The sequence below is a fragment of the Streptomyces sp. NPDC001153 genome (assembly GCF_053598315.1).
Genome location: NZ_JBSFJZ010000008.1, coordinates 177,593 through 190,453, shown reverse-complemented (window position 1 = coordinate 190,453; position 12,861 = coordinate 177,593). Strand labels below are relative to the sequence as shown.

Genomic DNA, 12,861 nt, shown 5'->3' with positions numbered 1-12,861 from the left:
CCGCTGCTCCGCCCCTGCCCGGGGGCCGCGCGGTCAGCCCAGCGGATGGGCGGCCAGCAGATCCCCGAGCCGCTCCTCGTGTGCCGCCGCCGGGCCGAGCGCCAGCTCCAGGTGCTTGGCCCAGGCGTGATAGCGGTGCAGCGGGTAGTCGGTGTCGGCGCCGAACCCGCCGTGCAGATGCTGTGCCGTCTGCACCACTCGGCGCACCCCCTCCGCCGCCCAGATCTTCGCCACCGCGACATCTCCGGCGGCGGGCAGCGCCCCCGGCGCCCCCGAGGCGATACGCCAGGCGGCCTGCCAGAGCGTGGCCCCCATGGCGCGCAGATCGATGTACCGGTCCGCGGCCTGCACGGCCACCGCCTGGAAGGTCGCGATCGGATACCCGAACTGCTCCCGCTTTCCGGTGTACTCGGCGGTCATCGTCAGCACCCTCTCGCCCAGCCCGAGCGCCAGCGCGCAACTGCCGGTGGTGAGCAGCGCGTGCAGCCACTCCCAGGCGCCCTCGGCCTCGATGACGTCGCCGGCGTCGACCCGCACGGACGTGAGCCGCAGCTCGGCCAGCCGCTCCCCGCTGGTCGACACCTGCTCGGCGAGCACCACCCCGTCCCGCTCACGCGGTACCAGCGCGAGCACGGTCCGCTCGGCTGCCGTGCCCTCGAGGTGCGCCGGTACGACCACGAGGTCCGCGTCGTACGCCCACGGCACCGCCGTCTGCACCCCGTCCAGCACCCAGACCGGACCGTCCCGCCGTGTGCCGACGGCCAGTTCGGCCGGGTCGTGGCCGCTACGGCCGTTCGCCGCGACGGTCAGCACCAGCTCCCCCCGTCCGGCCGGCCCCAGCACGCGGTCCGCCAACTCCGCGCCACCGTAGGCCTGTACGGTCGCTGCCGCCGCGCTGTGCTCCAGCAGCGGCACCCGGGCGAGCATCTTGGCGGACTCCCGCAGCACCAGGCACAGCGCGATCGCGTCCAGACCGGAACCGCCGTGCGCCTCGTCGAGCAGCAGGCTCAGCAGGTCCGCGCCGGCCAGGCGGTTCCACAGCTCCCGGTCGAAGCCCTCGGCCACGGCACCGGTGGTGAGCGCCGGGCTGGGCACCGCGTCCGGTACCACGCCGGCGAACACCCCGCGCGCCGCCTCGGCCGCCGCCCGCTGCTCCTCGGTGAAGGTGAAGTCCACGGCCTGTCCCTCCGACGGGGTCGGTGATCTGACGGTGCGTCAAGATAGAACAGGTTCTAGGAGAAGGGAATGGGCGGGGTCCCGGCGTTCCGGGGGCTTCCGGGGGGCCTCCCCCCTCCCCGCCCCCTCCCTCCCCTCCCCCCCGCCGAGTTGGCCTTCGCCGAGTCGGCCCACGCGGCCCTCAGCGGTCGAAGTCCAGTTCCACCTGCTCGGTCAGCGGATGCGACTGGCAGGCCAGTACATAGCCGGCTTCCGTCTCCTCCGTCTCCAGGGCGAAGTTGCGGTCCATACGGACCTCGCCGGAGACCAGGAAGGCACGGCACGTCCCGCACACGCCGCCCTTGCAGGCGTACGGCGCGTCGGCGCGGTTGCGCAGGACCGTCTCCAGCAGCGTCTCTCCGTCGCGCACCAGCCAGGTGCCGCCGCGTCCGTCGAGCCGGGCGGTGACCGTGCTGTGCGTGGGAGCCTGGGTGGCGGCGGCCGGGGGCGAGCCCGCGTCCACATGGAAGATCTCCTGGTGGATACGGGACCGGTCCACGCCCAGCTCGCGCAGCGCCTGCTCCGCGCCCCGCACCAGCCCGTACGGGCCGCACAGGAACCAGCCCGCGACCTCGCCGACCGGCAGCAGCGCGGGCAGCAGCCCGCTGAGCCGTTCGCGGTCGAGCCGACCGGACGGCAGACCCGCCTGCTGCTCCTCGCGGGAGAGCACGGTCACCAGCTGAAGCCGCTCGGGGTAGCGGTCCTTCAGGTCGGCGACCTCCTCCAGGAACATCGTCGAGGCGGCGGTGCGGTCGCTGCGTATCAGGCAGAACCGGGCGGCCGGCTCGCGGGCCAGCAGTGTGGCGACGATGGACAGCACCGGGGTGATGCCGCTGCCCCCGACGACCGCCGCGTACAGCCCCGGTGCCGGTTCCAAGGTGAAGCGGCCGGCCGGGGTCATCACCTCCAGCACGTCGCCGGTGTTGATCTCCTTCAGCGCATAGGCGGAGAAGGCTCCGCCCTCCACCAGCCGCACGCCCACCCGCAGGGTGTCGGGGCCCGCGCCGGCCGGGTCGGGCGCGGGGGAGCAGATCGAGTAGGTGCGCCGTATCTCGGTGCCGTCGACCTGCCGGCGCAGCGCGAGGTGCTGGCCGGGGGCGTGCCGGTACTCCTCGCGCAGCTCGGGCGGGACGGCGAAGGTGAGGGCGACGGAGTCGTCGGTGATCCGGTCGACCTCGGCCACCGGGAGCGGGTGGAAGCGCGCCATCACAACTCCTTGAAGTGGTCGAACGGTTCACGGCAGGCCAGGCAGCGGCGCAGTGCCTTGCACGCGGTGGAGGAGAACCTGCTGAGCAGCTCGGTGTCGGCGGAGCCGCAGTGCGGGCAGCGGACGGGCTCGGTGAGTGCGTCCTCGGTGGGGCTCGCGGCCTCGGAGGTGGTCCGGGTCGGGCCGAGGGACAGGGGGACCGGGCCGGAGGCGGTGCGCACACGCGGGGCAGCGATGCCGAACTCCCGGAGTTTGCGCCGCCCTTCGGGGCTTATGTCGTCGGTCGTCCAGGCGGGGCTGAGCACCGTGCGAACCGTGACCTCGTGCATGCCGTGGGCGCGCAGCACGCGTTCGATGTCCACGCTCATCGCCTCGATGGCGGGGCAGCCGGTGTAGGTGGGGGTCAGGTCGACCTCGACCGTGCCGGGGCCGTGGAGGCGCACCGCGCGCACCACGCCCAGCTCCTGGAGCGTGAGCACCGGCAGTTCGGGGTCGGGTACCGAGCCGGCCAGCTCCAGCAGCTCCGTCTCCAGGGCGGTGGCGGTCACCATGTCGCCCCCGGGTGGCTGCGGTGCAGATGCTGCATCTCGGCGAGCATCCGCCCGAAGGGTTCGGTGTGCAGGCCCTGCCGGCCGGCGCCGGCCGACCAGGCGCCGGTGCGCGGTCCCTCGGGGAGGGGGAGCGTGGCCCGGCCGAGGACGTCCTGGACGGAGTCCTGCCAGTGCTCGTCCAGGCGGGTCCAGTCGGCGTCGAGGCCGTCCACCGGCTGGAACATCTCCCCGGTGAACTTCCACAGGGCCGCGCAGGCGCGGTGCATCCGCTCGTGGCTGGTCTCCGTGCCGTCGCCGAGGCGGAGGGTCCACTGCTCGGCGTGGTCGCGGTGGTAGGCGACCTCCTTGACCGCCTTCGCGGCGAGGGGTGCGAACGGCCCGTCACCGGCGGCCAGTTCGGTGTAGAGCAGCTGCTGGTAGGTGGAGAAGTACAGCTGACGGGCGATCGTGTGGGCGAAGTCGCCGTTCGGCTGCTCCACCAGCTGGAGGTTGCGGAAGGCCCGTTCCTCGCGCAGGTAGGCCAGTTCGTCCTCGTCGCCGGCCATGGACAGCAGCACCCGGGCCTGGCCGAGCAGGTCGAGGGCGATGTTGGCGAGGGCGACCTCTTCCTCCAGGACGGGGGCGTGCCCGGCCCACTCCCCCAGCCGGTGGGAGAGCACCAGGGCGTCGTCGCCGAGGGCGAGGGCGGCGGTCACCTGGACGGTGGCGGGGACGGTAGCGGTCACAGGTGCTTCACCCCTTCCGGGATCTCGTAGAAGGTCGGGTGCCGGTAGGGCTTGTCGGCGGCCGGTTCGAAGAAGGGGTCCTTCTCGTCCGGTGACGATGCGGTGATCGCGGCGGCCGGGACGACCCAGATGGAGACGCCCTCGCCGCGGCGGGTGTACAGGTCGCGGGCGTTACGCAGGGCCAGTTCGGCGTCGGGGGCGTGCAGGCTGCCGGCGTGGGTGTGGGAGAGGCCGCGCCGGGAGCGCACGAAGACCTCCCACAGGGGCCAGTCGGTGGTGCTCATGCTCGCTCCGCTTCTGTCTCGTGGCCGGTCTCGTGTGCCCTGTGATCGGTGGCCGTGGTGCCAACGCTGCCGGTGGTGCCGGTGGTGCCAGCGGGACCGCCGGTGTGCTTGGCCGCGTAGGCGGCGGCGGCTTCCCGCACCCATGCGCCCTCGTCGTGGGCGCGCCTGCGCCGGGTGATCCGCTCTTCGTTGCACGGGCCGTTGCCCTTGAGGACCTCCCAGAACTCCGTCCAGTCGATCGGGCCGAAGTCGTAGTGCCCGCGATCCTCGTTCCACCGCAGGTCCGGGTCGGGGAGGGTCAGGCCCAGGGACTCGGCCTGGGGGACGCAGATGTCGACGAAGCGCTGGCGCAGCTCGTCGTTGGAGTGGCGTTTGATCTTCCACTCCATCGACTGCGCGGAGTGCTGGGACTCGTCGTCGGGCGGGCCGAACATCATCAGCGAGGGCCACCACCAGCGGTCGACCGCGTCCTGCGCCATGGCGTGCTGCTCGGGTGTGCCCTTGCTGAGGGCCAGCAGCAGTTCGTAGCCCTGGCGCTGGTGGAAGGACTCCTCCTTGCAGATCCGCACCATCGCACGGGCGTAGGGGCCGTAGGAGCAGCGGCACAGGGGGACCTGGTTGGTGATCGCGGCGCCGTCGACGAGCCAGCCGATCGCGCCGACGTCGGCCCAGGTCAGGGTCGGGTAGTTGAAGATCGAGGAGTACTTCTGGCGGCCGCTGTGCAGCTTGTCGAGCAGTTCGTCACGGCTGGTGCCGAGGGTCTCGGCCGCGCTGTACAGATACAGGCCGTGGCCGGCCTCGTCCTGGACCTTGGCCATGAGGATCGCCTTGCGGCGCAGGGAGGGCGCGCGGGTGATCCAGTTGGCTTCCGGCTGCATGCCGATGATCTCGGAGTGCGCGTGCTGGGCGATCTGCCGGACCAGGGTGGCGCGGTAGGCGTCGGGCATCCAGTCGCGCGGTTCGATGCGTTCGTCGGCGGCCACGGCCGCGTCGAAGGCGTGCTGGAAGGCCGCCGTGTCGGCGGTGTCCGGTGCGCCGTCCGTCTCCGTGCGGGCCGTGCGCTGCGCGGCTGCTGTGGCCATGCGGTCCCCCTGACCTCGGGCTCTGCGATGGGACTGTCCCGACCGATCGTTCGGTCCGTGCGACATCAATGGTGTGCCGGGCCGCCGTGGGGTGTCAACCGCTGTGGAAAACTCGGGCGGGCAGCCTGTGGACAACGTGCGGGAGGGCGGGTAGGGCCGGGGAGTGTGCCTTACTGCGTGGCAAGGACCACGGCCGTGGCTCGCACCCGGGGCTGCGCCCGGCAGCCGGGGCTGAGTACCGTTTCGTGCTGACGCCGAGGAGTGGCGTACGTGAAGGGTGGGGCGCTCGTGGCAGGCGCAGCATCACTGAGCTGGACCACTGAACCGAACGACTGAGCCGAAACGGGGGACGGGGCGGAATGGACGCGTACGACGAGGACCCGAGGGTCCCACCCGACCCCGGCGGGCCGGCCAGGGCGCGTCGCACGGAGGGTTCCCCGACCGACGCCGGCTCACGGCGGGCCGAAACAGAGTCCCGGGCCGGCATGGACTCCTCGGCCGATGCGGATTCCCGGGCCGGCATGGATTCCCCGGCTGACCTGCATGCTCGGGCCGACGTGGATTCCCGGACGGGTGCGGCTGCCGTCGGCGGTCCGGGTTTCCCGGCCTCCGGGGCCGACGCCGGCGAGCCGCCCGCCGCGCCCCGTACCGGTGTGGCCGCCCTCTCCCCCCGCTACCAGGTCGCCGCGGCGCTGGTGCTCGCAGTGGTCGGGCTCGCCGCCTGTGTGCATCTGCTGATGGTGTTCCTCAGCCTTGCCCCCGCGAACACGGTGACCAAGCAGCACGGCAAGGCCGTCGAGGAGTGGGTGTTCCCGGAGTTCGAGCAGAACTGGAAGCTGTTCGCGCCCAACCCGCTGCAGCAGAACATCGCCGTCCAGGTGCGTGCCGTGGTGCGGGCGAAGGAGGGCGGGCTGCGCACGACCGGGTGGACCGACCTCTCCGCCCAGGACGGTGCCGCCATCGACGGCAACCCGGTGCCGAGCCACACCCAGCAGAACGAGCTGCGCCGTGCCTGGGACTTCTTCACCGCCACGCACAGCGCCGACAACCGACCGGTGGGCATGCGTGGCTCCCTCTCCGAGCAGTACCTGCGCCGGATCGTGGTGATGCGCCTGTACCGCACCTATCCGGCCGACCGCGACGGCGTCATCCAGCGCGTGCAGATCCGTTCGAGCACCACCAATGTGCAGCCGCCCGAGTGGAGCCATGAGCGCGTGTCCGACCAGCCCGTCTACCGCGTGCTGCCCTGGTGGACCGTGACGGCCGACGAGGCAGCGGGAGGTGTGCGGTGAACAGGCTTTCCCTGACCCTCTCGCGCGGTATCGCCCGAGTCACCGAGTCGGCGCTCGGGCCGTACCAGAGCGCCGTGATCCGCATCGGGTTCGCGGGGACCTGGCTGCTGTTCCTACTGCGCGAGTTCCCGCACCGCCAGGAGCTGTACGGCCCGGCCGGGCCCTGGGGCTGGAACCTCGCCAAGGAGCTGACCGCCGACAACCACGCCTTCACGGCCCTGCTGTGGTCCGACGGGCAGCTGTGGTTCGAGTGCTTCTACCTGCTGGCGATACTCGCCGGCGCGGCGCTGCTGCTCGGCTGGCGCACCCGGACGGCGTCCGTGCTGTTCATGGTGGGCGTGCTGTCGCTGCAGAACCGCAGCGTCTTCGTGGGCGACGGCGGCGACAACGTCCTGCACCTGATGTCCTTCTACCTCGTGTTCACGCGCTGCGGACAGGTGTGGTCCCTGGACGCGCGGCGGGCGGCACGCACGCGTGGGGAGCGGGTCCCGGCCGACCGGGTGGGCCCGGCCCTGTGGTCGGTGTTCGGCCTGGTGCTGCTCATGGCGGCGTTCACCGGCCGGTTCGACAACGACTGGCTGATCCCCGCGCTGCTGTGGACGGCGTGGGCCATGCTCGGCCTGTGGTGGGCCGTCGGCCGCTGGGCGAAGTCGCAGCAGCCGCGGATCCTGCTGGACGTCGTCGCCAACGTCGTGCACAACGGCGCCCTGTTCGTGATCATGGCGGAGGCCTGCCTGATCTACGCGACGGCCGGCTGGTACAAGATCCAGGGCTCGCGCTGGCAGGACGGCACCGCCGTCTACTACCCGCTTCACCTGGACTACTTCTCGCCCTGGCCCGGACTCGCCGACCTGATGTCCTCCAGCGGCACGATCATGATGGCCGTCGCCTACGGCACGGTCATGGTGCAGGTCGCCTTCCCGTTCACCCTGTTCAACCGGCGGGTCAAGAACGTCCTGCTGGTGCTGATGATGACCGAGCACGCGGTGATCGCGGTCGTGCTCGGCCTGCCGTTCTTCTCACTGGCGATGATCACCGCCGACGCGGTCTTCCTGCCGACGTCGTTCCTGCGCCGGCTGGGCGCACTGGTCGCACGCGCGCGCGGGCCGCTCGGCGGGGGCCGGTGTGACGACCTTGGGGTGCCCGCGCCGCGTTCCCCCGAAGCGAGCCCCGAGGCGAGCCCGCAGGGCCGCGTAGGGTTCACCGCATGACCGACCCGCTGACCCGCTGGCGCGAGCACGCCGATGACGCCGTGCTGCTCGACGGCTTCCACGCCCTCAAGCACGCGCTGCGCTTCGGGGCCGAGGTCCCGGTGGCGGTCACCACCGACCGGCAGGCGGCGCTCGCCCTCGCGCAGGAGCTGGCCGGGGACGTACGCGACGCGCTCGACGGGTTGCTGTCGCAGGTGCCCGGGGAGACGTACGCCTCGCTCGTCCCGCGGCCGCACCCGACCGGCGTGGCCGCGCTCGCCGTACGGCCGTCCCGCGAGGCCAACCTGCGCAGGCTCGCCCACACCCCCCGCACCGCGCCCGTCGTGGTCCTGGACAACCCGCGAAACCTGGGCAACGCCGGTGCCGTGATCCGGCTGGCCGCCGGTTTCGGGGCGACCGGCGTCGTCACCACGGGCACCCTCGACCCCTGGCATCCGACAGTGGTGCGCGGCGGCGCCGGCCTGCACTTCGCGACGGCCGTGGAACGGCTGGGCGTCGACGAGCTCCCCCCGGGACCGGTGTTCGCGCTGGACCCCGAGGGCGACGACATCCGGGGCGTGAAGCTCCCGGACGACGCCGTCCTCGCCTTCGGCTCGGAGCGCAGCGGCCTTTCGGCCGACCTACGCGCGCGTGCCGATCATCTGCTGCGGCTGCCGATGCGCCCCCAGGTCTCCAGCTACAACCTCGCCACCAGCGTGGCGATGACGCTGTACCACTGGAGCGCGACCGGGGGCGCGCATGCGGTCTCCTAGGCCTCCCGGCGGACCTCGACCACCCGGAACCGGTTGGCCACGAACGCCCCGTCGCACAGTGCGGCGTTCGCCGCCGGGTTGCCGCCGGAGCCGTGGAAGTCGGAGAACGCGGCGGTCTGGTTCACGAACACCCCGCCGGTCAGGTTGAGCGACAGCTGTGCCGCCTCCTCCAGGCACACCTCCTCGACGGCGTGCTCCACCTCGCTGTCGGTGGTGTAGGCGCCGACCGTCATCGCGCCCTTGTCGCGGACCGTGCGGCGCAGCAGCTCCACCGCGTCGGTCACCGAGTCGACCGCGACGGCGAAGGAGACGGGGCCGAAGCACTCGCTCATGTAGGCGGCCTCGTCGTCCGGCTTGGCGCCGTCCAGCTTGACGATGACGGGGGTGCGCACGACCGCGCCCGGGAAGTCCGGGTTGTTGATCTCCCGGGAGGCGAGGGCCACTTCGCCGAGGCCGGCGGCGGCTTCCAGACGGGCCTTGACGTCCGGGTTGACGATCGCGCCCAGCAGGGCGTTCGCGCGGGCGTCGTCGCCGAGGAGGCCGTCGACCGCGCGGGCGAGGTCGGCGGTGACCTCGTCGAAGGTCTTGGGGCCCTCGTCCGTGCGGATGCCGTCCCGCGGGATCAGCAGGTTCTGCGGGGTGGTGCACATCTGGCCGCTGTACAGCGACAGCGAGAACGCCAGGTTGGACAGCATGCCCTTGTAGTCGCCGGTGGAGTGCACGATCACCGTGTTGACGCCGGCCTTCTCGGTGTAGACCTGCGCCTGGCGGGCGTTGGCCTCCAGCCAGTCACCGAAGGACGTCGACCCGGTGTAGTCGATGATCCGGACCTCGGGACGGGTGGCGAGGGTCTTGGCGATGCCCTCGCCGGGGCGCTCGGCGGCCAGCGCCACCAGGTTCGCGTCGAAGCCCGCCTCGGCGAGCACCTGGCGCGCGACCTGCACGGTGAGCGCGAGCGGCAGTACCGCGCGCGGGTGGGGCTTGACCAGGACCGCGTTGCCGGTGGCCAGGGAGGCGAACAGGCCCGGGTAGCCGTTCCACGTCGGGAAGGTGTTGCAGCCGATGAGCAGGGCCAGGCCGCGGGGGACCGGCGTGAACTGCTTGGTGAGGGCCAGCGGGTCACGCTTGCCCTGCGGCTTGGTCCACTCGGCCGTCTCCGGCGTGCGGACCTGCTCCGCGTACGCGTACGCCACCGCCTCCAGACCGCGGTCCTGGGCATGCGGGCCGCCCGCCTGGAACGCCATCATGAAGGCCTGGCCGCTGGTGTGCATGACGGCGTGCGCGAACTCGTGCGTCCGGTCGCTGATCCGCTTGAGGATCTCCAGGCACACCAGCGCCCGGGTCTCCGCGCCCGCGTCCCGCCAGGCCCGCTGCCCTGCCTTCATCGCCGGGATCAGCACGTCCACGTCCGCGTGCGGGTAGCCGACGCCCAGTTCGATGCCGTACGGCGAGACCTCGTCGCCCACCCAGTCGTCGGTGCCGGGCTGGCCGAGGTCGAGGCGAGTGTTCAGCAGGGCGTCGAAGGCGGCCTTGCCCGCCGCCGCGTCCAGGCTGCCGTTCTCGCCGTAGGCCTTCGGATGCTCGGGGTGCGGTGACCAGTACGCGCGCGTGCGGATCGCTTCCAGTGCCTGGTCGAGCGTGGGCCGGTGCTTGGCGATCAGTTCGTGCGCGGTCAGTTCAGCGGCCATACGGGACCAACTCCTCGTCTGGAGAACTCTTCGTCGAGTTCGTCGACCTGGCAGAAAGAGCAGCGGGATGGGACGGTCAGAGCTAGAGTAACCGAACGATCGGTCGGGACAAGGGGGCCTGCCGCATCTGTGGAAAACGCCGTGCGGGAGGATCGCGCACATGACAGCACTCGACCTCAGCAGCCCTGTGGCCGTCGTCGGCACCGGCACCATGGGCCAGGGCATCGCCCAGGTCGCACTGGTCGCCGGTCACCCCGTGCGGCTGTACGACGCCGTCGCCGGGCGTGCCCGGGACGCGGCAGCGGCGATCGGCGCCCGCCTCGACCGGCTCGTGGAGAAGGGCAGGCTCGCCGCCGCCGACCGGGACGCGGCCCGCGCCCGCCTCAAGCCCGCGGAGAACCTCACGGAGCTGGCGGACTGCACGCTGGTCGTCGAGGCCGTCCTGGAACGGCTGGACGTCAAGCAGCAGCTCTTCGGCGAGCTGGAGGACATCGTCGCCGAGGACTGCCTGCTCGCCACCAACACGTCCTCGCTGTCGGTGACGGCCATCGGCGGTGCCCTGCGCCGGCCCGGCCGCTTCGTGGGCCTGCACTTCTTCAACCCGGCACCGCTCATGCCGCTGGTCGAGGTCGTCTCCGGGTTCGCCACCGACGTCACGTCGGCCACGCGCGCGTACGAGACCGCCCGCGCATGGGGAAAGACCCCGGTGGCCTGTGCCGACACTCCGGGTTTCATCGTCAACCGGATCGCCCGGCCGTTCTACGCCGAGGCCTTCGCGGTCTACGAGGCCCAGGCCGCCGACCCGGCCACCATCGACGCCGTCCTGCGCGAGTCCGGCGGGTTCAGGATGGGCGCCTTCGAGCTGACCGACCTGATCGGACAGGACGTCAACGAGTCCGTCACCCATTCGGTGTGGCAGTCCTTCTTCCAGGACGTGCGCTTCACCCCGTCCCTGGCCCAGCGCCGGCTGGTGGAGTCCGGCCGCCTCGGCCACAAGACCGGGCACGGCTGGTACGACCACGCCGAGGGCGCCGAGAAGCCCGAGCCGCACACCGCCGACAAGGAGCAGCCGCCCGCCTACGTCGTCGCCGAGGGCGGCCTCGGCCCGGCGGCCGAGCTGCTCACGCTGATCCGCGAGGCGGGCATCCAGGTCCGCGAGGAGGCCGAGGACAACGGCACCCGCCTGGTGCTGCCCAGCGGCGGCCAGCTGGTGCTCGCCGACGGCCAGACGTCCGTGGAGTTCCGCGACGTCGTCTACTTCGACCTCGCCCTCGACTACCGCACCGCCACGCGCGTCGCCCTGTCCGCCGCCCAGGACACCTCGCCGCAGACCCTCGCCGAGGCCACCGGCCTCTTCCAGGCCCTCGGCAAGAACGTCAGCATCATCGGCGACGTCCCCGGCATGATCGTCGCGCGCACGGTCGCCAGGATCATCGACCTCGCGCACGAAGCCGTGGCCAAGGGCGTCGCCACCCAGGAGGACATCGACACGGCGATGCGCCGCGGGGTGAACTACCCGCTCGGCCCGTTCGAGTGGGACCGCAGGCTCGGCCGCGAGTTCGCCTTCGACATCCTGGACGAGATGCACCAGCGCGACCCCTCCGGACGCTACGCGCCCTCCCTCGCGCTCTACCGCCACGCGTACGCCATCGACGACAAGCGGGAGGGCACGTCATGACCACGGCCAAGCGCGACACGTACACGCCCGAGACGCTGCTCTCCGTGGCCGTCCAGGTGTTCAACGAGCGCGGATACGACGGCACCTCCATGGAGCACCTGTCCAAGGCGGCCGGCATCTCCAAGTCGTCGATCTACCACCACGTCAGCGGCAAGGAGGAACTGCTGCGCCGGGCCGTCAGCCGCGCCCTGGACGGCCTGTTCGCCATCCTCGACGAGGAGCACGCGCGCGTGGGGCGGCCCGTCGACCGGCTGGAACACGTCGTACGGCGCATGGTCGAGGTGCTCATAGGCGAGCTGCCGTACGTGACGCTGCTGCTGCGGGTGCGCGGCAACACCGCCACCGAACGGTGGGCACTGGAGAGGCGGCGGGACTTCGACCACCGGGTCGCGGAACTCCTGAAGGCCGCGGCGGCCGACGGGGACGTGCGCGGCGACGTCGAGGTCCGGCTGGCCACCCGGCTGGTCTTCGGAATGATCAACTCGATCGTGGAGTGGTACCGGCCGGACCCGCGGGGCGCCGACGAACGCGAGGTGGCCGACGCGGTGGTCCGGCTGGTCTTCGCGGGCCTCAAGCAGAGCTGAGGTCAGGCCTGCGGTTACGCCTCCGGCTCCAGGTCCTCCTCCTCGAACACCAGCAGCGTGCGGGTGCTGAGCACCTCGGGGATGGCCTGGAGCCGGGTGAGCACCAGCTCGCGCAGCGCCCGGTTGTCGGGCGTGTGCACCAGCAGCAGCACGTCGAAGTCGCCGCCCACCAGTGCGATGTGGGAGGCGCCGGGAAGCTGCCTGAGCCGCTCGCGGACCGTGCGCCAGGTGTTCTGCACGATCTTCAGCGTGATGTACGCCGAGGTGCCGTGCCCCGCCCGCTCATGGTCCACACGCGCGCTGAAGCCCCGGATCACCCCGTCCTCGACGAGCCGGTTGATGCGTGCGTAGGCGTTGGCGCGCGAGACGTGGACGCGTTCGGCGACGGACCGTATGGAGGCGCGCCCGTCCGCCTGGAGGATTTTCAGGATGTCCTGATCGATGGCGTCGAGCGGGCGCGGCGGCGGAAGTGCGGTGCCGTCCAGCGGGCGCGGGAGCGTGGTGTCGTCCTGCGGTCCGTCGGCCATTTGTTCAGCTGCCATTGCCTCCCGCTCCCTCGCCGTGGACGTCCTGCGTTCATTCCAGGTTGTGG

At 71.9% G+C, this 12,861-nt stretch carries 13 protein-coding genes; 5 read left to right on the top strand and 8 right to left on the bottom strand.

All coding sequences use genetic code 11. The features are described from left to right. Window positions 1–33: 33 nt before the first annotated feature. The 6 genes from ACWDEN_RS12020 to paaA form a co-directional block, all read right to left on the bottom strand. Entirely contained in the window at window positions 34–1,176 is a 1,143-nt protein-coding gene (locus tag ACWDEN_RS12020; RefSeq protein WP_351606686.1) for an acyl-CoA dehydrogenase family protein, read from the bottom strand. A 181-nt stretch (window positions 1,177–1,357) separates the two neighbouring features. Beyond that, entirely contained in the window at window positions 1,358–2,422 is a 1,065-nt protein-coding gene (locus ACWDEN_RS12015) for a 2Fe-2S iron-sulfur cluster-binding protein (protein WP_351606689.1), read from the bottom strand. After that, a complete protein-coding gene (gene paaD, locus ACWDEN_RS12010; RefSeq protein ID WP_351606691.1) occupies window positions 2,422–2,973 on the bottom strand; it encodes a 1,2-phenylacetyl-CoA epoxidase subunit PaaD in 552 nt (183 codons plus the stop codon). The genes ACWDEN_RS12015 and paaD overlap by 1 nt, the downstream gene beginning before the upstream one ends. Continuing rightward, the gene (gene paaC, locus ACWDEN_RS12005; RefSeq protein WP_351606694.1) at window positions 2,967–3,698 is read right to left on the bottom strand and encodes a 1,2-phenylacetyl-CoA epoxidase subunit PaaC; all 732 of its coding nucleotides are present in this window, start codon (window positions 3,696–3,698) and stop codon (window positions 2,967–2,969) included. Before paaC ends, paaD begins: the two co-directional genes overlap by 7 nt. After that, the gene (gene paaB / locus ACWDEN_RS12000) at window positions 3,695–3,982 is read right to left on the bottom strand and encodes a 1,2-phenylacetyl-CoA epoxidase subunit PaaB (RefSeq protein WP_014673816.1); all 288 of its coding nucleotides are present in this window, start codon (window positions 3,980–3,982) and stop codon (window positions 3,695–3,697) included. Before paaB ends, paaC begins: the two co-directional genes overlap by 4 nt. After that, window positions 3,979–5,064, bottom strand: coding sequence for a 1,2-phenylacetyl-CoA epoxidase subunit PaaA (gene paaA, locus ACWDEN_RS11995; protein ID WP_351606696.1), 1,086 nt, complete (start codon window positions 5,062–5,064; stop codon window positions 3,979–3,981). The genes paaB and paaA overlap by 4 nt, the downstream gene beginning before the upstream one ends. 359 nt (window positions 5,065–5,423) lie before the next feature. Here paaA and ACWDEN_RS11990 point away from each other — a divergent pair, with 359 nt between their 5' ends. From ACWDEN_RS11990 to ACWDEN_RS11980, 3 genes are read left to right on the top strand one after another with little or no spacing between them, the layout of a single operon-like run. Next, window positions 5,424–6,356 (top strand): DUF5819 family protein, encoded by a 933-nt coding sequence (locus ACWDEN_RS11990; protein WP_450858631.1) that lies wholly within the window; start codon window positions 5,424–5,426, stop codon window positions 6,354–6,356. Further along, complete coding sequence (locus tag ACWDEN_RS11985) at window positions 6,353–7,567, top strand: HTTM domain-containing protein (protein WP_351606698.1); 1,215 nt, start codon at window positions 6,353–6,355, stop codon at window positions 7,565–7,567. Before ACWDEN_RS11990 ends, ACWDEN_RS11985 begins: the two co-directional genes overlap by 4 nt. Continuing rightward, on the top strand, window positions 7,564–8,319 hold the full coding sequence (locus tag ACWDEN_RS11980) for a TrmH family RNA methyltransferase (RefSeq protein ID WP_351606701.1): 756 nt from the start codon (window positions 7,564–7,566) through the stop codon (window positions 8,317–8,319). Before ACWDEN_RS11985 ends, ACWDEN_RS11980 begins: the two co-directional genes overlap by 4 nt. Here the strand turns inward: ACWDEN_RS11980 and paaN are convergent. After that, window positions 8,316–10,007 carry a phenylacetic acid degradation protein PaaN gene (gene paaN, locus ACWDEN_RS11975; protein WP_351606704.1) on the bottom strand — a complete coding sequence of 564 codons (1,692 nt, stop codon included), beginning with the start codon at window positions 10,005–10,007 and terminating at the stop codon, window positions 8,316–8,318. The two genes, ACWDEN_RS11980 and paaN, sit on opposite strands and share 4 nt — an antisense overlap. A gap of 160 nt (window positions 10,008–10,167) precedes the next feature. Here paaN and ACWDEN_RS11970 point away from each other — a divergent pair, with 160 nt between their 5' ends. Both ACWDEN_RS11970 and ACWDEN_RS11965 read left to right on the top strand, forming a co-directional pair. Then, the gene (locus tag ACWDEN_RS11970) at window positions 10,168–11,685 is read left to right on the top strand and encodes a 3-hydroxyacyl-CoA dehydrogenase (RefSeq protein WP_351606707.1); all 1,518 of its coding nucleotides are present in this window, start codon (window positions 10,168–10,170) and stop codon (window positions 11,683–11,685) included. Beyond that, the gene (locus tag ACWDEN_RS11965) at window positions 11,682–12,269 is read left to right on the top strand and encodes a TetR/AcrR family transcriptional regulator (RefSeq protein ID WP_351606710.1); all 588 of its coding nucleotides are present in this window, start codon (window positions 11,682–11,684) and stop codon (window positions 12,267–12,269) included. The genes ACWDEN_RS11970 and ACWDEN_RS11965 overlap by 4 nt, the downstream gene beginning before the upstream one ends. A gap of 14 nt (window positions 12,270–12,283) precedes the next feature. On the opposite strand, the gene ACWDEN_RS11960 is transcribed toward ACWDEN_RS11965, so the two are convergent. Further along, window positions 12,284–12,811: an Lrp/AsnC family transcriptional regulator gene (locus tag ACWDEN_RS11960; RefSeq protein ID WP_450858628.1), complete on the bottom strand. Its 528-nt coding sequence runs from the start codon at window positions 12,809–12,811 to the stop codon at window positions 12,284–12,286. Between the last annotated feature and the right edge of the window lie 50 nt (window positions 12,812–12,861).